This is a genomic window from Streptomyces sp. NPDC088762 (assembly GCF_044750905.1).
Taxonomy (GTDB): Bacteria; Actinomycetota; Actinomycetes; order Streptomycetales; family Streptomycetaceae; genus Streptomyces.
Genome location: NZ_JBIVKT010000003.1, coordinates 453242 through 474335, shown reverse-complemented (window position 1 = coordinate 474335; position 21094 = coordinate 453242). Strand labels below are relative to the sequence as shown.

Annotated in this window: 20 protein-coding genes; 13 read left to right on the top strand and 7 right to left on the bottom strand. The window is 72.8% G+C overall.

The features are described from left to right. The first annotated feature begins 119 nt into the window (after nucleotides 1-119). Both ACIP5M_RS10665 and ACIP5M_RS10660 read left to right on the top strand, forming a co-directional pair. On the top strand, nucleotides 120-695 hold the full coding sequence (locus ACIP5M_RS10665) for a GNAT family N-acetyltransferase (RefSeq protein ID WP_401194644.1): 576 nt from the start codon (nucleotides 120-122) through the stop codon (nucleotides 693-695). Between the two features lie 186 nt (nucleotides 696-881). After that, nucleotides 882-1205, top strand: coding sequence for a hypothetical protein (locus ACIP5M_RS10660; protein WP_401194641.1), 324 nt, complete (start codon nucleotides 882-884; stop codon nucleotides 1203-1205). Between the two features lie 447 nt (nucleotides 1206-1652). Here ACIP5M_RS10660 and ACIP5M_RS10655 read toward each other — a convergent pair whose 3' ends face one another. The 3 genes from ACIP5M_RS10655 to ACIP5M_RS10645 form a co-directional block, all read right to left on the bottom strand. After that, entirely contained in the window at nucleotides 1653-2216 is a 564-nt protein-coding gene (locus ACIP5M_RS10655) for a TIGR03086 family metal-binding protein (RefSeq protein ID WP_401194638.1), read from the bottom strand. Then, on the bottom strand, nucleotides 2213-2809 hold the full coding sequence (locus ACIP5M_RS10650; RefSeq protein WP_401194635.1) for a TetR/AcrR family transcriptional regulator: 597 nt from the start codon (nucleotides 2807-2809) through the stop codon (nucleotides 2213-2215). The genes ACIP5M_RS10655 and ACIP5M_RS10650 overlap by 4 nt, the downstream gene beginning before the upstream one ends. A 66-nt stretch (nucleotides 2810-2875) precedes the next feature. Beyond that, complete coding sequence (locus tag ACIP5M_RS10645; protein WP_401194633.1) at nucleotides 2876-3796, bottom strand: DNA-binding protein; 921 nt, start codon at nucleotides 3794-3796, stop codon at nucleotides 2876-2878. Nucleotides 3797-4033: 237 nt separating this feature from the next. Here ACIP5M_RS10645 and ACIP5M_RS10640 point away from each other — a divergent pair, with 237 nt between their 5' ends. The 3 genes from ACIP5M_RS10640 to ACIP5M_RS10630 all read left to right on the top strand — a co-directional run bounded on the left by ACIP5M_RS10640 (nucleotide 4034) and on the right by ACIP5M_RS10630 (nucleotide 6064). After that, the gene (locus ACIP5M_RS10640; protein WP_401194631.1) at nucleotides 4034-4294 is read left to right on the top strand and encodes a DUF6225 family protein; all 261 of its coding nucleotides are present in this window, start codon (nucleotides 4034-4036) and stop codon (nucleotides 4292-4294) included. Between the two features lie 190 nt (nucleotides 4295-4484). Beyond that, nucleotides 4485-5213 carry an SOS response-associated peptidase gene (locus ACIP5M_RS10635; protein WP_401194628.1) on the top strand — a complete coding sequence of 243 codons (729 nt, stop codon included), beginning with the start codon at nucleotides 4485-4487 and terminating at the stop codon, nucleotides 5211-5213. Between the two features lie 137 nt (nucleotides 5214-5350). After that, the gene (locus ACIP5M_RS10630) at nucleotides 5351-6064 is read left to right on the top strand and encodes a ribonuclease H (protein ID WP_401194626.1); all 714 of its coding nucleotides are present in this window, start codon (nucleotides 5351-5353) and stop codon (nucleotides 6062-6064) included. 42 nt (nucleotides 6065-6106) lie between these two features. On the opposite strand, the gene ACIP5M_RS10625 is transcribed toward ACIP5M_RS10630, so the two are convergent. After that, a complete protein-coding gene (locus ACIP5M_RS10625; RefSeq protein ID WP_401194624.1) occupies nucleotides 6107-6604 on the bottom strand; it encodes a GNAT family N-acetyltransferase in 498 nt (165 codons plus the stop codon). A gap of 171 nt (nucleotides 6605-6775) precedes the next feature. Between ACIP5M_RS10625 and ACIP5M_RS10620 the strand changes: the two genes are divergently transcribed. The 4 genes from ACIP5M_RS10620 (at nucleotide 6776) to ACIP5M_RS10605 (ending at nucleotide 12518) form a co-directional block, all read left to right on the top strand. After that, a complete protein-coding gene (locus ACIP5M_RS10620; RefSeq protein WP_401194622.1) occupies nucleotides 6776-8776 on the top strand; it encodes a hypothetical protein in 2001 nt (666 codons plus the stop codon). A 4-nt stretch (nucleotides 8777-8780) separates the two neighbouring features. Beyond that, complete coding sequence (locus ACIP5M_RS10615) at nucleotides 8781-10259, top strand: branched-chain amino acid ABC transporter substrate-binding protein (protein WP_401194618.1); 1479 nt, start codon at nucleotides 8781-8783, stop codon at nucleotides 10257-10259. Between the two features lie 279 nt (nucleotides 10260-10538). Beyond that, nucleotides 10539-11711: a GDSL-type esterase/lipase family protein gene (locus ACIP5M_RS10610; RefSeq protein ID WP_401194615.1), complete on the top strand. Its 1173-nt coding sequence runs from the start codon at nucleotides 10539-10541 to the stop codon at nucleotides 11709-11711. 90 nt (nucleotides 11712-11801) lie between these two features. Next, nucleotides 11802-12518: a hypothetical protein gene (locus ACIP5M_RS10605; RefSeq protein WP_401194612.1), complete on the top strand. Its 717-nt coding sequence runs from the start codon at nucleotides 11802-11804 to the stop codon at nucleotides 12516-12518. A gap of 34 nt (nucleotides 12519-12552) precedes the next feature. Here ACIP5M_RS10605 and ACIP5M_RS10600 read toward each other — a convergent pair whose 3' ends face one another. Next, entirely contained in the window at nucleotides 12553-14940 is a 2388-nt protein-coding gene (locus ACIP5M_RS10600; RefSeq protein ID WP_401194610.1) for an ATP-binding cassette domain-containing protein, read from the bottom strand. Between the two features lie 132 nt (nucleotides 14941-15072). Between ACIP5M_RS10600 and ACIP5M_RS10595 the strand changes: the two genes are divergently transcribed. After that, nucleotides 15073-15669 carry a 2'-5' RNA ligase family protein gene (locus tag ACIP5M_RS10595; RefSeq protein WP_401194607.1) on the top strand — a complete coding sequence of 199 codons (597 nt, stop codon included), beginning with the start codon at nucleotides 15073-15075 and terminating at the stop codon, nucleotides 15667-15669. Between the two features lie 64 nt (nucleotides 15670-15733). Continuing rightward, complete coding sequence (locus tag ACIP5M_RS10590; RefSeq protein ID WP_401195088.1) at nucleotides 15734-17383, top strand: serine/threonine-protein kinase; 1650 nt, start codon at nucleotides 15734-15736, stop codon at nucleotides 17381-17383. A gap of 11 nt (nucleotides 17384-17394) precedes the next feature. Here the strand turns inward: ACIP5M_RS10590 and ACIP5M_RS10585 are convergent, their stop codons facing one another. Then, on the bottom strand, nucleotides 17395-18267 hold the full coding sequence (locus tag ACIP5M_RS10585) for a helix-turn-helix domain-containing protein (protein WP_401194604.1): 873 nt from the start codon (nucleotides 18265-18267) through the stop codon (nucleotides 17395-17397). A 631-nt stretch (nucleotides 18268-18898) separates the two neighbouring features. Between ACIP5M_RS10585 and ACIP5M_RS10580 the strand changes: the two genes are divergently transcribed. Continuing rightward, nucleotides 18899-19507 (top strand): helix-turn-helix domain-containing protein, encoded by a 609-nt coding sequence (locus ACIP5M_RS10580; protein WP_401194601.1) that lies wholly within the window; start codon nucleotides 18899-18901, stop codon nucleotides 19505-19507. Between the two features lie 79 nt (nucleotides 19508-19586). Here ACIP5M_RS10580 and ACIP5M_RS10575 read toward each other — a convergent pair whose 3' ends face one another. Next, a complete protein-coding gene (locus ACIP5M_RS10575; protein WP_401194599.1) occupies nucleotides 19587-20564 on the bottom strand; it encodes a hypothetical protein in 978 nt (325 codons plus the stop codon). Nucleotides 20565-20811: 247 nt separating this feature from the next. On the opposite strand from ACIP5M_RS10575, the gene ACIP5M_RS10570 reads away from it, so the two are divergent. Then, complete coding sequence (locus ACIP5M_RS10570) at nucleotides 20812-21024, top strand: hypothetical protein (RefSeq protein ID WP_401194596.1); 213 nt, start codon at nucleotides 20812-20814, stop codon at nucleotides 21022-21024. The last annotated feature ends 70 nt before the right edge of the window (nucleotides 21025-21094 follow it).

Genomic DNA, 21094 nt, shown 5'->3' with positions numbered 1-21094 from the left:
CCTGAGCGCGATGGTTGGCCTGCGGGTCGTGTGTGGATCGCCCTGATCAGGCTGTTCTGTCGAGTCGGCGGCGGGAATGCAGTTGATGCGTGCCGGAGCGGTCTGCTCGAATCGCTGCCGTGGACATCCATGTGGAAACGGAGCGGATGAAGCTGCGGCGCTTCTCCGCGGGGGACATCGATGCGCTGGCCTCCTTGCACGGCCACGCAGACGTCATGCGGCACATCGACGACGGCCTCCCGGTGCCCAGGCACGTGGTCGAGCAGCAGCAGCTCCCGAGCATCCTGCGCGAGTACGACGAGCTCCCGAGCGGTCAGGGCTGCTTCGTCGCGGCGGAGAAGTCGTCCGGGGCGTTCTTGGGGTGGCTCTCGCTGCGGCCCGCGACGAGTGTCGGCCTGAGCGGCGGAACGGAGCTGGGCTACCGGATGCTGCCGTCCGTCTGGGGCCGGGGCTATGCCACGGAAGGCGCGCGGGCGCTGGTGCACCACGCGTTCACCGAGCTGGGAGTGGACCGGATCGTAGCCACGACGATGACGGTCAACACTGCCTCGAGGCGGGTCATGGAGAAGGCCGGCTTGTCGTTGGTCCGCACGTTCTTCGAGGAGTGGCCTGAGCCTGTCGAGGGGGCCGAGCACGGCGATGTGGAGTACGCGGTCACGCGCGAGACCTGGGCTCAGCAGCACGAACCCCACTAGTCAGATCCACTGGCCTTTGCCAGGGCTCCCCGCCACCGGCCCGGCTGAGCTGCGTCGCGCGGCCGCCGGGGGTGGGACATGCCGCTTTCGGTGTAATGGCGGCGCCCGGCCGCCCGGCCGCTGCACGCTGGGGCCGGGGAAGCAACGGCGTACGATCGCGCGGACGCGCCCGACCGAAAGGCGCGGATGACCGACCACGCCGGCGCCCCGGCCACCCGAGGCGGCCGGGTCCGGGACCTCGCGCGGCTGAACATCCAGGTGGCGGCGTCGTCGCTGATGGTCTTAGCCAGCCCCTCGCCCGACGCCTACGCATGGCACCGGGTGTGGGAGACCGCGGCCGGAGCGGCGGTGACGATCCTCCTCGCCCCGCTGCTGTGGCCGCCCGACCCGCACCGGGTCCTGGCGGGCATCGCCGACGACTGCCGTGCGCGCCTGCCCGCGCCCTCACCGGCACCGCGGCGGCCCTGGTCGCCGGCCCGGCCGTCGCCCGCGACAACCTCACCCTGGTGAACGCCCATGTCGAAGCGGTATGCGCGAACGCCGCGCGCCCGCGAATCCGAACGCGCCATGCGCTTCAACCCCCTGCGCCGCCGGCACCGGGACGCCGTACGCCTCCAGACCCGGCACATAGCAACCGCCGCCGGACCCACCGCACCCCTGGTGACCCTGGCCGGGGAAGTCGCCGCGCTCACCGGCCGGGAGACCTCGCGCCGGAGCCGCCCGCACCCGCGGCCGACTCCCCGAACTGGCCGCACCCGCGCTCACCGGGCGCGCCATCGACCACACCCTCTCCGGGGAAGCCCCCCGCCCCGCCCTCTCGGCCGCCCGGCACTGCCTGGCCGACTACGACCGTAAGACACCCCCAAGCAGTCGTCCTCCGCCGCCCCTTTCACCAGCTGCTCGACCACCTCGACCGGCCGTACCTCCCCGGCTGATGCGGGCGGCCCACCCCGAACGTCAGGCGGTACCGCGCCCAAGGAGCGCCAGAAGCCGCTGCCAAGGCTCCGCCTGTGCCGAAGCCGGCAGAGCGGGCGCGTACATTCCGGTGGCCGCGAACTGCTCCGCCATGGGAGCAACGGCTTTCAGGCACGCCTCGACGGCCTCGCCGTCAAGGGAGGCTTCGAAGCCCCCCGCCTGCGCGAGGTCCCAGGCGTGGACGAGCGGCTCGATGACGGCGGTGGACAGCACCCACTCGGTCGTCACTTCACCGTGGGGCGACGCAACGCGGCTGTTGGGATCGGTGGCGCCCAGCACTTCGAGCATGGACCGGAGAGCGCCACTCCAGGCAGTGACCGGCGGCCCGACGACCGCCTCGGCCGGATCCCGCAGTGGCTCGCGCGGCCCCTGGCCCGACAGCAGGGCGGCGACCTGCCGCTGGCCGTCGATGATGTGCCCCAGGACGTGGAAGCCCGTCCATCCCGGGCAAGGGGAGGGGCTGTTCCACTGGTCGGCCGGCATCCGCTCGACGACGTCGGTGACACCTGCGAGTACGCGCCGGTAGCGAGTGAAGGTCTCGTTCATCGTGTGTCCTCCGAGATGGTCGTCGACAGCAGTGACCGCAAGGCGCTCCACGCAGCTCGGGCCAATGGTGCCGCCGCGGTGTGCGAGAGTCCGGCTCCGCTCGTCAGCCGACTGCGGGTGTACTCCTGGACCGGTCCGATCCACACGGCGACCACGACACCCAGATCGGGCGTGCCGTCCCAGCCGCGTTCCCTCAGCCATTGCGCGACGGCCTGGAAGAACTCCCTGCTGCAAGCCGCGATCCTCGGCACATCACGAGGCGTGATCCAGTCGGGCGGTGCCATGAGAAAGGCGGCCAACTCCGGTTGGGCCTCCACCCAGGCGAGGTGGCGGCGCACCGCTCCCTCCACGCCGGCCTGAAGAGAGACCTGGGGCGTCAGCACGGCCAGGAGAGCGGCCTGGTGCTCCTCCAGGCCGCGGAGATAGACCGCTTCGGCGAGATCCTGTTTGGTGCGGAAGTGGTGGAAGAAGCTGCCGTTGCTGACCCCCGCGCGCTTGCGGACCTGCTCCACCGTGGTGCGTTGCACTCCGTTCTCGAGGAAGCAGCCGAGGGCCGAGTTCAGGATGCGCTGGTACGTGTCGGAACCCACCATGGCGCCAGAGTAGCGCTCTAGAGCAGTACTCCACCAGGGGTGAATTCGCCCTGAACGCCGCCGCGTTCATGACGGGCGGCGCATGGTGCGGGTCGGGATCTCCTTCCGGAGGGTCTCGGTGAGGTGGCCGTTCGTGTCGCGCAGGCCGCGAGGGACGCCGCGGCCGCGGCCGATGATGCGCGTGGCGCACACGAGGGAGTTCAGGGCGCGGGCGGACCCCATGTCCGGGACGGACTCGACGAGGGTCGCCAGCCAGGCGTCGGTCTCCCGCCAAGCGCCGAGCCGGGCGAGGGCGGACGCCAACTCGGCGGAGAAGAGGGAGCGGTAGGCGGGTGCGTCGTCCGCTCCCGCCGCCTCGCGCAGGCAGGACACCGCCGCCTCCAGGTCCCCCAGGTCGGCCAGCGCCAGCCCCTGGTGGCCGATCAGCTCCGACCGGTCGAACCACCAGGTCCAGGACGGATCACGAGCCGTGGCGGGCCCGTCGCCGAGGAGTTCCCTGGCGGCGCTCACCGACCGCACGGCCGCCCTCCTGCGCCGGAGCAGGGCATGGGCCCGCGCCTCCCGTACGTGGAAGATCGCGGCCACCCGCTCCGGGAGCCGCCTTCCGGCGAGGACGGACGAGGAGATGCGCAGCGCATCCCCGGGCCGCCCGAGGTGCGCCTGCTGCATGCACAGCACGGAGAGGACGAGCCACTCGATGGACCGCCGCTCCGGCGGCAGCCCGCGGGCCAGGGCCAACGCCTGGTGGTTGAGCGCGAACGACGGACCGTGCCGCTCGGCGTCGAAGAGGATCCAGGCGGCCACCTCGAAGAGCTCCGCGAGCGCCTCGCGATCGGCCGCCCCCAACGGCGCCCTGAGCAGTCGCCGGGCGGCGCGCACCGCCCGTAGCGCCCCGGGAGCCGCATGGCGCGCGCCTGCCGTGGCGTCCAGCCGGAGGAGTTCCGCCGTGGTCGCGGCGACGTCGAGCTCCGGCGCGTGCTCCGCCACGGATATCAGGCCGGGTCCCGAGGCCTGCGGCCGGCGGGACGCTCCCGGCACTCCCGGCACTCCCGTACGGGCACGGCCGCGATCCTTTCACCGGACATGGGGACGATGTCACTCATGAGGTGATCATCTCGCGCGGGGGCGCCACCGTCCAAGCCCCCGGCGCCGCGCCCGCCGTGGCCGCGTGTCTCCGGCGCGCCGTGCCGGGTTTCCGATGGCCCGTGGTTCTAACCTCGGCGCATGGCTGAGATGTTCGATCACGCACCGCAGGTATGGACCGCGGCGCGCCTGCGCGAAGCCCTCGCGGACCTTCCCGACGAGACCCCGATCCACATCGGAGTCGCGGACGGGCCCGGGGACTTCGAGGGATACGGCGAGTACGTCCTCGTGGACGCGGAGCCGGTGGAGATGGACGGCAACGGCGACCCGGGCACGTCCGAGGTGCAGTTCACGCTCTTCGCCGACGCGCGGGCCGGCGCCTACCACCTCGACGTCGACTGACGGCGCGCCCCGGATCCGGGCGGCCCGCCGCCACCGCTAGGGGCGGATGCGCCTCGGCGTCCGCGTAGCGGCCCCGGCCGGGATCGAGGGCTCACGCACGCCGCCCCGGCAGACGGCGCGAGCGGAGGAACCCCCTGCGACGCGCCCCGGCGCGCGCTCGCCGGCCGGAGCGACGTGGCAGTCTGGCCGTATGTGTGGTCGTTACGCATCCACCCGCAGCCCGGAGGACCTGTCCGGCCTGTTCCAGGCAGTGCCCCCGGAGCCGGCCGACGCGCTGCCCCCGAGCTGGAACGTGGCCCCGACGGACGCGGTCTGGGCGGTCCTGGAGCGCGCGGACCGCGAGAGCGGGCTGCTGGAACGGCGGCTGAGGCCGCTGCGCTGGGGGCTGGTGCCCTCCTGGTCGAAGAACCCGTCCGGCGGCGCCAAGATGATCAACGCGCGGGTGGAGACGGTGCACGAGAAGCCCGCCTTCCGGCGCGCGTTCGCCACCCGCCGGTGCCTGCTGCCCGCCGACGGCTTCTACGAATGGCAGTCCGTCCCCGCCACCGGTACCGCGAAGGCGTACAAGCAGCCCTACTTCATCCGCCCCGAGGACGGCTCGGTCATGGCGATGGCCGGGCTGTACGAGTTCTGGCGCGACCCGGCGGTCACGGCGGACGACGATCCGGCGGCGTGGTGGGCGAGCTGCACGATCATCACCACCGAGGCCACCGACGCGGCCGGACGCATCCACCCACGCATGCCCCTGGCCCTGGCCCCCGCCGACTACGAGGCCTGGCTCGACCCCTCCCACCGGGACCCGGACGCACTGCGCGCCCTGCTCAAGGCCCCCGCGGGAGGTCGCCTGGACGTCCGCCCCGTGTCCACCGCCGTCAACAACGTCCGCAACAACGGGCCCGAGCTCCTGGCCGACGCATGACCATGCCCGTAGCGCCCGACGCGATGCCCGTAACGACAGGTAAGAGCACGTAGCGCCGCGTCACAGCCCCCGGCCGGCCCCCTGGCCGGCCCCGGGGCCGAGTACCGGCAGGCGACGGCGTGCGGCATGATCGGAGGATGTCTGATCGCATCATCGCCGCCTGTGACGGAGCGGCCAAGGGGAATCCGGGCCCGGCCGCGTGGGCCTGGGTCATCGCCGACGGCGAGGGGCGCCCCGAGCGCTGGGAGGCCGGCCCGCTGGGGCGCGCCACGAACAACGTCGGAGAGCTGACCGCCCTCCAGCGGCTCCTGGAGGCGGTCGACCCGGGCACCTCGGTCGAGGTGCGGATGGACTCCCAGTACGCGATGAAGGCCGTCACGCAGTGGCTCCCCGGCTGGAAGCGCAACGGCTGGAAGACGGCCTCGGGCCAGCCCGTCGCCAACCGGGAGCTCGTCGAGCGGATCGACCTGCTGCTGACCGAGCGCGATGTGATGTTCCAGTACGTTCCGGCGCACCGCGAGGACGGGGACCACCTGAACGCGATCGCCGACCAGGCCGCCAGCGAGGCCGCCCTCACCCAGCAGGCCGCCGGCACCGCGCTCGGCGACACGGAGTTTCCGCGACCGGCTCCCGCCCGCAGCGCGCCCTCGCGGCAGAAGGCCGGCGCCACCCGCCGCAAGACCTCCGAGGCCACGCCGGCCGGCAGGGGCGCCAGGCCCATCAAGGCGAAGTTCCCGGGAACCTGCCCGTGCGGCAAGCCGTACGCGGCCGGCGACCTGATCACCAAGAACGGCACCCGCTGGGGTCATCCGGAGTGCGCGGCCGCCGTCCCCGCCGCCCCGACCGCCTGACCGGCCCGGCCGCGCACGGTCCGCCCCCGTAGCGCCGGCCCCCTACACGGAACGCTCGTACTCGACCTGTTCGAGCGGGGTGCCGTCGCCGAAGTCGAAGGCCCGCGCGGTTCCGGACTCGGTGAAACCGGACTTGGTGTAGAAGCGGCGCGACTGGGGCGTGTCGCGCAATGTCCAGAGGTGGACCCCGGCGAATCCGTCGGCGCGCAGGTGCCGCAGCGTCCGGCTCATCAGCACCGCGGCGGCTCCGCCGCCCCAGCTGTCCGGGTGCGCGTAGAAGCCGTGGATCTCGGCGAAGCCCCGCCGGGCCGCCGACGGGCCGGAGAAGGACAGCGCCACGGGGCGGCCGTCGAGCACGGCGAGGAGGATCGTCTCCTCGCCGCCGGCCAGCCGCGCGTGCCACCGCGTGCGCCTGTCCCGGACGGCTGCCGCGGCGAACTCCGGTTCAAAGAACGGCGCGTAGGCCACTTCCCAGGCCGCCGCGTGGATCTCACCGAGCACGTCCCCGTCGGCCGGTTCGGCGTGACGTATGTCGATCATCCGAGCACCCTACCCGCGCTCCATCGAGCCGGGCAGACGACCGTTCCCACGTTTCGCCCCGGCGATCGACCGGATCACGATCAGATGATCCGCCGCAAACGCCCTAGCCGCCACCGCCTGCGGATGGCAGTCTCGTGTCCTCGTTTACGGCATCCTGTGGGGGGAAACGTGATGGAGCCGGGTACAGGCATGGGCCTGCGCGGACGCAGCGGCATCCTGTCACTCGTCGACGCGTCCCTCAAAGAGTCTCCCGCCGCCGAGCGGCCGCTCACCATGCTGCTCGGCCCGCCCGGCAGCGGTGCCAGCGAGGCGCACAGCGCGCTCATGGAGCACTTCGGGCCCGACTACCCCTTCGCCTTCGTCAACTTCGCCGGAGCCCAGTCCCTCCTGCCCCGCTACGCCCTCGGCCTCCTCGCGCGCCAGCTCGAACGCAAACTGCCCCGCTACGGCCGCTCCCACTTCCCGCTGCTCAGCCTCGGCCTCCTCGCCTCCGACCAGGAACTGCGCATGCGCAGCCTCGCCGAAGGCCGGCGCGCCGTGCAGCGGCAGCTCGACCGGTTCCAGGAGGAGAACGAGGCCCGGCACGGCGACTACCTGGCCGCCTTCTTCGAAGTCGGCATGGGCGCGGTGGGCATGCCCGAAGGCGCCTCCACCGCCGCCCTCGCCCTCTTCCAGGACGCCCTGCGCCGCGGCCGCCGCACCATGCCGAACCTGCTCGGAGGCAGGTTCGGCAGCCGGCTCACCGCCGGGGCCCAGTGGTACGGACGGCACCCCATGATCCGCAGCGGCGATCCCATGGAAGCCCTCGTCGAGCTCAACCTGTGGCGGCACGAGGGCGACGAGGTCGAGCAGGAGCGGCTCGACCTCGTCCTCTTCTCGGCGTTCCTGGAAGACCTCAGACGCAATACGGCCCGCAGCTTCATGCCCCGCTCCTACCTGCTGCTCCTCGACAACTCCCACACCGAGTACGGCCGCCGCTTCCTCGACCTCCTCGTGCGCGTCCGGCACGACAACACGGTCGTGGCCGGCCTCGACAGCGACCCCCTCACCATCGTCGCCAGCGCCAACCGCTGGCTGCCCCGCTGGGGCCCCGCCACCGGGGACTCCTGGCCCTGGCAGCTGCGCGGCCCCGACCGGGCCTCCCTCGCCGATTGGAACACCCACCGGCCGACCCGCGACAGCGAGGACACCTGGTGGTATCCGTTACGGCTGCGCGACCTCAACCTCGACGAGGTGCGCATCCGCATAGAGCTCCAGCTCGGCGGTCACAGCGACCTCGCCCCGCTGACCCGCCTCACCCCCTTCGTGCACCGGCTGACCGGGGGACTGCCGCGAGCCGTGCACCAAGTGCTCGACGTACTGCGCCAGTCGGGGCCGCCCCCGGACTCGGGCCCCCAGCAGGACCGCTGGCTGCGCACCCTCCCCGACCGGCCCCTGCGCAGCGGCGAGCACACCGCCACCCTCGCCGACACCGCCCTCGGCCACCTCCTGCGCGACTTCGACGAGACCGAGCGCACCGCCCTCGCCGAATGCGCCGCCGCCAGGGACTTCTCCGTCGGCACCCGCCTCCTCAGCCCCGGCGACGCGCTGTTCGGCGAGATCCGCTCCCGCTGGCTGCTGTCCGGGCCGCACACCGTGGTCCCCGTACTCCACCCGTGGCTGCGCCGGCTGCTGCTGTGGCGGCTGGGCCGGCGCCCCGACGCGTGGGACGCCGCGCACGAACTCCTCGCCGAGTACTACCGGGGCGAGGGGAAGCAGGTGCAGGAGATGTACCACCTGCTCGCCCTCGGCCGGACCGACGAGGTCACCGCCCATCTGACGTGGCGCTTCGGCGCCGTCCCGGCCATGCAGTGGATCGCCGAGTTCGACGCGATCACCGCCGCCCCCAACCGCCTGCCGACGGACCGCGGCCCGCTGGAACTCCTCGCCGGGCTCGGCCCGCGCAGACCCGACGGGGTGATGGACGTCGAGGCCGTGATCCACACGCTGGTGACCACCCGCTGGGTGTGGAGCGATCCGCTCGCCGACCCCGCCATGCGGCTCAACGACATGATCGCCGACGGCTTCACCCAGCTGTCACAACTGCGGAGGAACGACATCGTGGCTCTGTTCAACGAGGCGGAGCGGTACCGCCACTGGCGTGATCCCCAGACCGTCGGAGGGGAGGGCTGAGCCCGTGGTCAGAGTCGAATGGCCGCTGCACGTCGTGCGACGCATCGCCCTCGCGACGGCCGCTGCCGTCGTGCTGGCGGCCGCCGCCTGGCTGGGCGTCGGCTGGATCCAGGACCGCCAGTCCAGGTGCGCCGACGGCGTGGTCGAACAGGGCCCCCACGACGAGTGCGTCGGGGTCACCGACGGTGCCTACTCCTTCGCCCCGCACCTCGACGCGGTCACGAAGAAGATCCTCGAGGAGAACGAACGCGTCCTGGACAACGCGGACAAGGAGCCCTACGTCAGCGTCGCGTACCTGACCTCCTTCACCGTGACCGCCGAGGACAGCAACTCGGCCGAGGGCATCCGGCACGAGCTCCAGGGCGCGTACCTGGCCCAGTACCGGCACAACCGCGGTGACCTGTCCGCCACGCCGAAGATCCGGCTGCTGATCGCCAACGCGGGCAGCCGGTCGGCGCACTGGCAGCACACCGTCGACGAGTTGATCGTCCGCAAGGACTCCCCGGACCGGCTGGTGGCGGTCGCCGGCCTCGGCCCCAGTACGGACGAGAACCTCGCGGCCATACGGCGCCTCTCCGACCACGGCATCGCCATGGTCGGCGCCACCATGACCGCCACCAACATCCAGGGCATCAACGGCTTCGTGCGGGTGGCGCCCACCAACGTCGACGAGGCGTACGCGGCCGCCGGCTACCTCAAACGGCGGGGCGTCGGCACCGCCGTCGTCATCCAGGACGTGGCCAAGGGGAACCTCTACGCCTCCACCCTCGGCACGGCCTTCACCGAGGCCTTCCAGGAGGGCGAGAAGCACAAGCTGGTCGCGGAACGCATGACCTACGACTCCTCCGTCAGCAGCGCCTGGCAGAACGAACTCCGGTACATGCCCGGACAGTTGTGTCTGCAGCGCCCGCAACTCGTCTACTTCGCCGGCCGGGGCCGGCACCTCACCCACTTCCTCGACGCCCTGTCCAACAGGAGCTGCACGGAACAGAAGTTCACCGTCTTCGCCGGGGACGACACCACCAACCTGACTGCCGAACAGCTGGCCCACGCCGCCGAAACGGGCGTCGAGGTCCTCTACACCGGTCTCTCGCACCCGGACATGTACCGCACCTCGCCGCAGGCGGTGTCCGCTCCGTCGGCGCGGAACTTCCAGCAGGGCGGGCTGCTCGACCAGTGGTTCCCGCACGACCCGCGCGACGACGGCGGGGCCCTGATGGGCCACGACGCCGTCCTCACCGCGGCCCACGGCATCCAGATGGCCGCCCGCTGGCAGGGCCAGGTCGTCGGCGACGCCGTGGCCCGCATGTTCCACCAGATGGACGGCAGTCAGCAGGTCGCCGGAGCCAGCGGCTTCATCTCCTTCCAGAATAACGGCAACCCCCGCAACAAGGCGGTTCCGATCCTCCGGCTCAACGTCAAGGGCATGGCCGAGTTCGTCGAGGTCTCTGCGGCGGAGGGGAAGCCACCGGAAGCGCAGTGAGAGCCGGCCGCCACTGGGAGGTCCGGCGCAGGCCGCCGGCGGCCCCGGCTGTGCGGCGCCGAGCAGGCATCTGCTCGGCCAAGCGGGGCCCGAGGCGCACGGGGAGGCCCGCCGAAGGCTGATCGAGACGCTGCGCCCCTACGAGAACGGCGGCGCGGTGGGGCGCTGCGCAGCAGCTCGTGGCCGGTCACCGCGGCCCGCGGCGGCGACCCCTGGCCCTCGCCCACCGCTCCCCGTCAAAGGCGGCCGGGCCGCGCCTCCGACCGGCACAATGCACTCATGAAGTGGATCACCACACCCATCACCGCGGCCCTCGTACGCGGCGCCCTGGATCTGGAGCGCACCGCCCACGGCGTGCTGCCGCACCGGCTGCCCGCCCGGGCGCGCGCCCAGTGCACCGACGGGCAGCTGGCCATGGCGGAGTCGCAACCCTCCGGCGTACGGCTGGTGTTCCGCACGCGTGCCACCACCGTGGAACTGGACGCCCTGCGCACCAAGATGGCCTACCAGGGCGCCCCGCCCCGTCCCGACGGCGTGTACGACCTGCTCGTCGACGGCCGGCCGGCCGGGCAGGCCGGAGTGACCGGTGGAAACGTCCTCATGGTGGACATGGCGACCGGGTCGGCGGAAACGAGGCCCGGCCCGGTCGGCACCGTCCGGTTCTCCGGCCTGCCCGACCGGGTCAAGGACGTCGAGATCTGGCTCCCGTACAACGAGATCACCCAGCTGGTCGCCCTGCGCACCGACGCCCCCGCCGAGCCCCTGCCGGAGGACGGCCGCAAGAGGTGGCTGCACCACGGCAGTTCGATCAGCCATGGATCCAACGCCGCGAGTCCCAGCACCACCTGGCCCGCGCTGGCCGCCGCGGCCGGCGGCGTGGAACTCACCAACCTGGGTCTGGGCGGCAGCGCCCTGCTCGACCCGTTCACCGCCCGCGCCCTGCGCGACAGCCCCGCGGACCTGATCAGCGTCAAGATCGGCATCAACCTCGTCAACACCGACCTGATGCGCCTGCGCGCCTTCGGCCCCGCGGTGCATGGCTTCCTCGACACCATCCGCGAGGGCCACCCCGCCACTCCGCTCCTGGTCGTCTCGCCCCTCCTGTGCCCCATCCACGAGGACACCCCCGGCCCCACCGTCCCCGAATTCGGCGGCCTCGGCGAGGGAAGGCTCACGTTCCGGGCCGCGGGCGACCCCGCGGAACGGGCCGCCGGGAAGCTGACCCTGGGCGTCATCCGGGACGAACTGGACCGCATCGTGAAGCAGCGGGCGGCCGAGGACCCGTACCTGCACCTCCTCGACGGCCGCGAGCTCTACGGGGAGGCGGACTTCGCCGAACTGCCGCTGCCCGACCGGCTCCACCCCGACCCCGCCACCCACCGCCGCATCGGCGAACGCTTCGCGTCCCTGGTCTTCGGCCCCGGAGGCCCGTTCGCCGCCGCCACCGCCTGAAGCACCCCGGCCCGGGGTACTCGGTGTCGGACCGTGCCGGCGGCCCATGTGACGATGGCCGTCGGCACATCCGCACCTCATGGGGGGACCATGCGCACCCGCACCACCACTGTCACGACCGGCGCCGTGGCCGCGCTCGCGGCACTGTTCGTCCTGGCCGGTTGCGGCACACCGGGCGAGAGCCCGCGCCCGGCCGGGAGTTCCGCTGCGGCGTCGCCCGCGCCGGCGCAGCAGGCCGGTGGTTCCGGGTACGAAGGGCCCCGGCCCCAGGACCAGAACCTGCTGGCGTGGACCGGCGATCCCAACGACGCGGGCCACGTCACCGCCCAGTCCGCCGCCGGGGTGGGCGGGCGGGTCACGCTGGTACGGATCGTCCTGCGCGAGCAGATCACCTGGTCGAACATCTGGCTGGGCCTGGCCGGCGTCGACCCGGGCGCCCAGCTCGTCAACTGCTACCTCGGCGTCTACGACGCCAACGGCAGGCTGGTCGGGTCCACCGCGGACATCTCACCGCAGCTGATGACCGATGCCGTCGCCAAACCGCTGCCGCTCGGCAAGCCGTTCACCGCAGCCCCCGGAACGTACTTCATCGCCCTGCTGCTCAACGGGAACTGGGCCACCAACGCCCTCACCCTGAAGGCCACGGGGGCCGGGATCTCCGTCAACGCCGGTCTGATGCCGCCGCAACTCCGCTACAGCACCCTCCTGACCGGCCAGACCTCGCTCCCGCCCACCGTGAACCTCGCCGACCAGTCCACCAGCACCATCAACACCGGCTGGGCCAGCCAGTGGTACGGAATCTCCTGAGCCGCGCGGGGAACCCGGCCCCCGGCCGCGCCGGTCAGGCGCCGACGTAGTCCGCGAGGTGCTCCCCGGTGAGGGTCGAGCGGGCGGCGACGAGTTCGGCCGGCGTGCCCTCGAAGACGAGCCGGCCGCCGTCGTGGCCGGCGCCGGGGCCGAGGTCGATGATCCAGTCGGCGTGCGCCATGACCGCAGGGTGGTGCTCGATGACGAGCACCGACTTGCCGGAGTCGACGAGCCGGTCGAGCAGGCCGAGCAGCTGCTCCACGTCGGCCAGGTGCAGGCCGGTGGTCGGCTCGTCGAGGACGTAGACGCCGCCCTTCTCGGCCATGTGGGTGGCCAGCCTGAGCCGTTGCCGCTCGCCGCCGGACAGCGTGGTGAGCGGCTGGCCGAGGGTGAGGTAGCCGAGCCCGACATCGGCGAGGCGGCCGAGGATGCGGTGCGCGGCCGGTGTGTGGGCCTCGCCGGAGCCGAAGAACTCCTCGGCCTCGGTCACCGACATGGCGAGCACCTCGCTGATGTCGCGGCCGCCGAGGCGGTACTCCAGCACCGACGCCTGGTACCGCTTCCCCTCGCACTCCTCGCACGGGGTGGCGACCCCGGCCATCATCGCCAGGTCGGTGTAGATGACGCCCGCGCCGTTGCAGGTGGGGCAGGCGCCCTCGGAGTTGGCGCTGAACAGGGCCGGCTTCACCCCGTTGGCCTTGGCGAAGGCCTTGCGGACCGGGTCGAGCAGCCCGGTGTACGTCGCCGGGTTGCTGCGTCGCGAACCGCGGATCGCACCCTGGTCGACCGAGACCACACCCGCGCTCGCCGGGACCGACCCGTGCACGAGCGAGCTCTTGCCGGAGCCGGCGACACCGGTGATGACGACGAGCACCCCGAGCGGGATGTCGACGTCGACGTCGCGCAGGTTGTGCGTCGTCGCGCCGCGGATCTCCAGCGTGCCGGTGGGCTTGCGCACCGCGTCCTTGAGGGTGGTGCGGTCGCCGAGATGGCGGCCGGTGACCGTGTCCCCGGTCCGCAGCCCCTCGACCGTGCCTTCGAAGCAGACGGTGCCACCCGCCGTACCGGCGCCGGGGCCGAGGTCCACGACGTGGTCGGCGATCGCGATGGTCTGCGGCTTGTGCTCGACGACGAGCACCGTGTTGCCCTTGTCGCGCAGGCGCAGCAGGAGGTCGTTCATCCTGCTGATGTCGTGGGGGTGCAGGCCGGTGGTGGGCTCGTCGAAGACGTACGTGACGTCGGTGAGCGAGGAGCCGAGGTGGCGGATCATCTTGACGCGCTGGGCCTCACCGCCCGACAGTGTGCCGGCCGGCCGGTCCAGCGAGAGGTAGCCGAGCCCGATTTCCGAGAACGAGTCGAGGGTCTGCTGCAGCGCCGTGAGCAGCGGTGCCACCGACGGCTCGGAGAGGCCGCGCACCCACTCGGCGAGATCGCTGATCTGCAGGGCGCAGGCATCGGCGATGCTGATGTTCTTGATCTTCGAGGACCTGGCGCCCTCGCTGAGCCGCGTGCCGTCGCACTCGGGGCAGACGGTGAAGGTGACGGCCCGCTCCACGAACGCCCGGATGTGCGGCTGCATCGCCTCCTTGTCCTTGGACAGCATGGACTTCTGGATCCGCGGGACCAGTCCCTCGTAGGTCATGTTGATGCCCGCGATCTTCATCCTGGCCGGTTCGTGGTGGAGGAAGTCGTGCAGTTCCTTCTTGGTGTACTTGCGGATCGGCTTGTCCGGGTCGACGAGGCCCGACTCGCTGTAGAGGCGGTGGTTCCAGCCGCCCGGCGTGTAGCCGGGGATGGTGAGCGCGCCCTCCGCGAGCGACTTGGAGTCGTCGTAGAGCTGGGTGAGGTCGATGTCGGAGACCGAACCGCGGCCCTCGCAGCGGGCGCACATGCCGCCGGTGCGGTTGAAGGTCGCCTTCACCGCCTTCTTCGCGCCGCGCTCGACGGTGATCGCACCGCTCGCCCGGACGGAGGGGACGTTGAAGGCGTACGCGCCGGGCGGGCCGATGTGCGGCTCCCCGAGCCGGCTGAAGAGGATGCGCAGCATCGCGTTGGCGTCGGTGGCGGTGCCGACCGTGGAGCGGGGGTCGGCGCCCATCCGCTGCTGGTCGACGATGATCGCCGTCGTCAGCCCTTCCAGTACGTCGACTTCCGGCCGCGCCAGCGTCGGCATGAAGCCCTGTACGAAGGCGCTGTAGGTCTCGTTGATCAGCCGCTGCGACTCGGCGGCGATCGTGTCGAACACCAGTGAGCTCTTGCCCGAGCCGGAGACTCCGGTGAACACCGTCAGCCGGCGCTTCGGGATCTCGATGCTGACGTCCTTGAGGTTGTTGACGCGGGCGCCGTGCACACGGATCAGAGCGTGACTGTCGGCGGTGTGCGGCGCGGGCGGCCGTGTGTCCGGCTGCGTGGCCCTGCCCATCGTGTCTCCCTCTGTCGCGCGGGGCCGCCGTCGCGGTCTCCGCCTCCGTCGCCTGGCTCGATCTAACCAGCTCTGGACCGAACGGGCGCGCGTATCCGCCGACCCGGGGCGGCCCCGGGGCATCATGGCCGTGTGAACGTGTCTCCGACCGGCGGCGGCGGAGCCGGTGTTCCCGGATTCCTCGAGGTCGCCGCCACCCCTCGGACCGCTGTCGTGTGGCTCCCGCCGGCCGGGCTGTGGCCCCCCATCCAGAGCATCCGGGCCGAGCACGACCCGCAGATCGGCCGCTGGCCACCGCATGTGAACCTGGTCTTCGGCTTCGTTCCGGAGGAGGACTTCGCGCAGGCGGCGCCCCTGCTGTCCGCCGTGGCCGCACGGACCGAACCCTTCGCCGTCCGCCTCAGCGGAGTGCACAGTTTCCGCCACCGCGCGTACTCCACCGTGTGGCTGGACCCCGCCGCGGCCGGCGCGGAGCCCTGGACGGCGCTGCAGGCCGCCCTGGCGGAGCCGTTCCCGGGCTGCCGCAGCCGGTTCCCGCGGTACACACCGCACCTGTCGCTGGGCCGCACCCGTGATCCCCGGCACCTGGCCGCGGAGTGCGCCGCCCGCCTGGGCAGCATGTCGGCGCGGGTGGACGAGATCGTGCTGCTCTCCCGCCGCGCCGAAGGGCCGATGGAGCCCCGCGTCACGATCAGCCTGGGCACGGGGGAGCTGCGCCGGACCCCCTAAGGTGGCCCACCGGAGGGCCCGCGTGCTGCGGGTCGCGCAATGACCTGGGGGGCGGGGGCAGTTGGTGGAGTCTTTGCGGCACGGTGACCCGTCGGAGATCGGGGGGTACCGCCTGCTGGGGCGGCTCGGCGAGGGAGGCATGGGCGAGGTGTTCCTGGCCCGGACCGCCTCGGGCCGCCCGCTGGCCCTGAAGACCGTGCACCGGGACCTGAGCGCGGAACCCGACTTCGCCGAACGGTTCGCCCGGGAGATACGCACCAACGACCGCGTGCGCAGTCCGTGGACGGTCTCGGTGGTGGACTTCAGCCCGCCGGGCGACGTGCCGCAGTGGCTGGCGACGGAGTACATCGCCGCGCCGTCGCTGGGCGACTGGGTGCGCGGGTACGGGCCGCTGCCCGCGCCGGCGGTGTGGAGCCTGGCCCGCGAGCTGGCGGCCGCGCTCGTCACCGTACGGGCGGCGGGCGTGGTGCACCGCGACATCAAGCCGGCGAACGTACTGCTCGGTCAGGAGCGGCCCTTCCTCATCGATTTCGGCATCGCCCGCGCCGTGCGCGACCCGCGCCACACGCAGACGGGCGCGGTCATCGGCACGCCCGGCTACCTCGCGCCGGAGCAGGCGACGGGCACCGTGGCCGCCGCACCGGCGGACGTGTTCTCCCTCGCCGCGGTCCTCGTGCACGCGGCCACCGGCCGCAGTCCCTTCCTGGCGCAGGGCGAAGAGCTGCACCTGCCGGCCCTCCTGTACCGGATCGTCCACGACGAGCCCCTTCTCGACGGCGTGCCGGAACCGCTCCTTCCGCTGGTGCGGGAGTGCCTGGCCAAGGACCCGGACCGGCGCCCGACCGCCGAGGAGGTACGGGCCCGCCTCGGCCCCGCGGGCGAGGAGGGAGCGGAGGAGGGCGGCTGGAGCGCGGTGGTGCCTCCGGAGCTGGCGGCGGACGTCGGCCGCCGGGAGGCCGAACTGCGGCGGCTCCTCGCCGCGCAGCAGCCGCCCGCGCCGCCCGTCCCCACCCCCGCGGGGCCGGTCGCGCAGCCGGATTCCCCGCCCGGGTTTCCGGCCCTGCCCGCTCCCGTGGCGCCGACCCCTCCGGTCCTGACGCCCGGAACTCCGCCGCCGGCCTCCGCCTTCGCCTCCACCTCCGCCGCAAGCCCGGGCCGGTGGGCAGCGCACCGGCCCCTGGTGATGAGTACGGCCGCCGGCGCGGTCGTGCTCGCGGCGGTCGTCACGCTCGCGATCCGGTTCGCGGGGGGCGGCGACGCCGGTCGGGCCGCGCCCCCCGCCCCTTCCTCCTCGGCCCCTTCGGCCTCCGCTGCCTCACTGCCCGAGGCGTGGGTCGGTACGTGGTCCGGGGTCGGGCCCGGGACGCCGGACGCGGACGGCATCACCCGGGCGAGGACCGGTGAGTTCGCCGTCACCGTCACGCTGCACGCCGGCGCCGTGGGAGAGCTCGTGGGCCGCCAGGCCAGCGACCTCAAGGAGGTCTCCAGCGGGCGCAATCTCGGATGCACGGAAGCCCTCGAGCTGCGGCAGGTCAGCGGCAACCGGCTGGTCTTCGAAGCGGTGACCAGCCACCCGACCGACCGCGCGGCCACCTTCGAGTGCCCCCGGCGCAACCTCTACGTACTGACCATGGAGACACCGGACCGGCTGACGCTCGAATCGGAGGGGGCCCAGTCGGCCGGCGCTCCTGCGGCCCTGACCCGCAGCCGCTGAACGCCGCGGGCCTACCGGTTCTCCTGCGCCGTACGGTGGCCACCGCGCTGCCCGTCGCGCAGGGCACACCGGGGCGTGGTCCGGACGCGCGTCCGCGCTTCGGGAGCGGTCGCGGATTCGACCGAGGCCCGCAGCAAAAGCCCGTACCCGGCGGCACGGTCGTCCTCCGCCGCCCCATCGGGATGCAGGACGCTCAGCGCGCCGACCACGGGCGGTTCCGCGCCGGGGGCGGCGCAGGTCCCCGGCAGGCGCCTCAGCGGTACGGCCACCAGCGACCAGCCGGGCAGCGGAGAGCGGGTGCGGGCCATGCCGTCGCGACGGACGCGGCGCAGGTCCGCGCGCAACTGGGCGTCGTCGGGACACAGATGGGCCAGCATGGCCAGGCCGGCCGCGTCCGCCCCGAGCGGGGCCTGGCGCAGCATGCCGGTCGCCTCCGGGGCGGAGGCCAGCGCGCGCCGGACCCGGGGCGTGTGGGCGCCGGTGGCCGCGGCGCACAGCCGCTCGCCGCTCAGGGGAGCGTAGGTGTGCAGGAGTACGGGGCAGCCGGTGCGCGCGTGGAGTTCGTTCAGGAGCGTCTCCAGCAGCGGCGAGCGGGGGAGGGCCGCGCCCGGATGCCGCAGGGCCGGGGTGGCCGGTCCCGGCGCCGCCGCGGGGGTGTGGGTCAGCAGCTCGTACTGGCCGTGGCGCGGGCGGCGGCACAGGTCGGCGTCGACCAGCTGGGAGAGGCGCCGGTGGGCTTCGGACTTGCTCAGCCCGGTCTGGTGGATGATCTCCCGGAACCGGTGCGGGCCTGGGCCGAGCCGGCGGACCGCCTGGAGGAACGCGTAGGCCTGGGCGCCGTTCCGCTCGGGCGTGGGCTGCGCGGGGCGGGCGGGTGTGGTCACGCTTCCTCCTGGAGCGTCCGGGTCTGCCTGGGGGTCGGGAGTCCCGGTGGCGCGGCTGCGGCGGTTCGGTTCGCGAGGGCCGTGTCGGCGGTGTCGCCGGTATCGGCCGCGTCGGCCGTGCCGTCGGCGAGCGCCGGCGCGCTTCCCCGGCCGGCATCGGGTGCCGTGCGCCGCCGGACGGCGGACGGTGGCTGAGGACGCCCCCGGAACGCTGCCGGGGCTTTCCTGTTCGCCCGCCTACGGTCCGACTTCTCCCCCGTGGAAGCCGGAACCGTGGCGGCGTACGCGGCCGGGTCCGCACATGCCTCGCGGTGGCGAGGACGGTGGCGGCTCGGCGGCACAAGCAGGATCTTGCTCCAGCCACGCCGTCCATGTCAACAATAGTTAGCACGATCGGCTTTGAGGCGCCGTCAGCACCATTCCGGTGGCGTCCCGGGGCGGTCGGAGGCGCAGCCGGCTCGCGGATCCCGCCGCCGGCTCCGTACCGGCCGCGCGGATCTTGATCCGGTTTGCCCTTGCCCGACCAAAGTCGGGCTGGGAGAGTCTTCCCTGAGAGATTCACCAAGAGGGGGAGTTGACGCCACCCTGCTCGCATCCAGCGGCAGCGGCGGGCCATCGCGGGAAGGTATCGATGAGCGGGGCAGCCGGGGATGAGCACGGGCAGCGGATCGCGGCACGGCTGAACTTCCTGTTCGACCGGATCTACCGCAGGGGCGGCAGCCCGCAGACCACCGAAGAGGTCAGCGCGGCCACCGGTGTGCCCCTCGACCACCTGGCCCGGCTCCGGTCGGGCGAGCCGGCCGAGGACGTTCCGGCCGACGCCGAGCTGTTCCGCGCCCGCCTGGAGCACCTCTTCGAGACGCGTACCACCCCCTCGGGGGACCCGTTCAAGAGGGACGACGTGGCCAAGGCGTGCGACAAGAGCCGCGTGTGGCTGTACAACGTGACCTCGGGGAAGAGCAAGCCGAGCTGGGAATCGACCGTCCAGCTCGCCGCCGTGTTCGGTGTCGAGACCTCCTACTTCGCGGACACCCCCCTGCAGGCCCTCGCCAGGCACTTCGGGGTCGAGGCCGGCGCCGAGTTCTTCCTCGCCCCCGACGACTCCGAGGTCGTACGGGACACGACGGCCCATGTCGAGCTGCTGGCGATGCTGCGCGAGGCCGGGGGCATCCCGGCCCTGCTGGGCCGGATGACGGGCCCGCTGCCGGGGGTGGTGCACGGGGGTCCCGCGGGCGGCTGAGACGGATCCCGCCGGGGCGCGGGCGGACTGCCGAGCGGGCCCCGCCGGCGGTCGGGAGGACTGCGGACGGTCCGGCCGGTCAGTCCATGTGTCGGTCGGCCGAGCCTGCCCACCACTCGCCGAGCGCGAGCAGGTTGTCGGTCCCCGTCGCCTCGTACAGCCGGTTCAGCAGGGTGGTCACCGTCCGTTCGCTGATCTCGAGCCGGCGCGCGACCTCGGCCCGGCCCTTGCCGGCCCGCAGCATCCGGTACAGCGCGCGCGTCTGCGGCGTGGTCACCGCCGCACCTGCGGGCACCGGGCCCCTGCCGCCCTTCCACGGTTCGGAGCGGGCCCAGAGCTGCTGGTACACCGCGACCATGAGCGAGACCACGACCGGGTGGGTGATGCAGTAGGCCGAAGTCGTCGTCCCCTCGGGGTCCTTGGGGTCGGACACGACGACCGTCCGGCCGTCGATGATGATCATGCGGATGAAGTCGGGGACCCGGGTGCGCACCTCCGCTCCCGCGGCCGACATGGTGCTCACCCACTTGCTCTCCGCTTCGCGCTGACGCGCGGAGCTGGGGTAGATCGTGCGGAACTGCTTTCCCTGGCGCACCAGTTCCAGCTCCCGGGCGAGGGACTTCTCCAGGCTCCACGCGGGACGGTCCTTGGGCTGGGCCGACCAGACGCTGGACTCGGTGCCCGAGATGAGGGTGGTCAGCAACCGGTTGGCGTCATCGGCCGAGGCCAGTCGTTCGATGCCCTCCAGAGGGGCCAGCGCCGTCTTCTTCGGCAGGGCGGCGAACAGGTCCGGCACCCCGGACAGCCGCTCCAAGTGCCGGCGTATCGCATCGAGTTCCCGGATCGTGGCGTTCCGTTCCGCCTGATGGACATCGGTGGGCTCGAACCGGCCCGGAACGTACAGGCTGGGAGTGACCAGCTCGAGCGCCAGCAGCTCCTCCAGGGCCGGACGGTCGTCGGGAGAGACCCCGGCCCCGTTCGTGATCTCGAGGTAGAGCTCCTGGGCGGCGCAGGAGAGGGTGACCGGGGGCAGAACGTTTTCGCCTGCTTCGTACAAGACCGAACCCCCCTGAGAGCTTCCACTTGAGGAAGTGCGCCGATGGGAAGACCCGAATTCCTTGATCTTCCCAAGGGGGACGGTACAGGCTGCCGGGTGTGGCCCTCCAGGCACGGACCAGCCTCTTCGCGGCGCAAAACAGGCGCTGAGCTGGGATTCTGTCCCCAGCCGGCCCGGCCCCCGCCGGACCTCGGGCACGCCGGAGGCCGCATACGACCGCTGCCCCGACGAGAGAATCGAGAAGATCATGCGCAACACCCGCAGGCTGTCACGAGCCGTCGCAGGGATCGCCCTGGCCGGTGGTGTCCTCCTTTCCGTGACCGCCCTGGGCGGTACGGCGGCCGCGGACACGCGGTGGGACTCGTCCCCCGCCGACACCCGGTGGGACTCGGCCCCGTCGGACACCCGGTGGGACTCCGCTCCCGCCACCCTTGCGCCGCTCGACACGCGTTGGGACTAGCCTCTGCCTGTGGGCGGCCCGCACCGGGCCGCCGACAGGGCCTCCACCGAGTGCCCGAGCAGGCACATGA

Excerpts from the sequence above, each read along its gene's own strand:
- ACIP5M_RS10660 (WP_401194641.1), top strand. The coding sequence starts at position 882 with ATGACCGACCACGCCGGCGCCCCGGCCACCCGAGGCGGCCGGGTCCGG.
- ACIP5M_RS10655 (WP_401194638.1), bottom strand. The coding sequence starts at position 2,216 with ATGAACGAGACCTTCACTCGCTACCGGCGCGTACTCGCAGGTGTCACC.
- ACIP5M_RS10650 (WP_401194635.1), bottom strand. The coding sequence starts at position 2,809 with ATGGTGGGTTCCGACACGTACCAGCGCATCCTGAACTCGGCCCTCGGC.
- ACIP5M_RS10640 (WP_401194631.1), top strand. The coding sequence starts at position 4,034 with ATGGCTGAGATGTTCGATCACGCACCGCAGGTATGGACCGCGGCGCGC.
- ACIP5M_RS10635 (WP_401194628.1), top strand. The coding sequence starts at position 4,485 with ATGTGTGGTCGTTACGCATCCACCCGCAGCCCGGAGGACCTGTCCGGC.
- ACIP5M_RS10630 (WP_401194626.1), top strand. The coding sequence starts at position 5,351 with ATGTCTGATCGCATCATCGCCGCCTGTGACGGAGCGGCCAAGGGGAAT.
- ACIP5M_RS10625 (WP_401194624.1), bottom strand. The coding sequence starts at position 6,604 with ATGATCGACATACGTCACGCCGAACCGGCCGACGGGGACGTGCTCGGT.
- ACIP5M_RS10620 (WP_401194622.1), top strand. The coding sequence starts at position 6,776 with ATGGAGCCGGGTACAGGCATGGGCCTGCGCGGACGCAGCGGCATCCTG.
- ACIP5M_RS10610 (WP_401194615.1), top strand. The coding sequence starts at position 10,539 with ATGAAGTGGATCACCACACCCATCACCGCGGCCCTCGTACGCGGCGCC.
- ACIP5M_RS10605 (WP_401194612.1), top strand. The coding sequence starts at position 11,802 with ATGCGCACCCGCACCACCACTGTCACGACCGGCGCCGTGGCCGCGCTC.
- ACIP5M_RS10600 (WP_401194610.1), bottom strand. The coding sequence starts at position 14,940 with ATGGGCAGGGCCACGCAGCCGGACACACGGCCGCCCGCGCCGCACACC.
- ACIP5M_RS10580 (WP_401194601.1), top strand. The coding sequence starts at position 18,899 with ATGAGCGGGGCAGCCGGGGATGAGCACGGGCAGCGGATCGCGGCACGG.
- ACIP5M_RS10570 (WP_401194596.1), top strand. The coding sequence starts at position 20,812 with ATGCGCAACACCCGCAGGCTGTCACGAGCCGTCGCAGGGATCGCCCTG.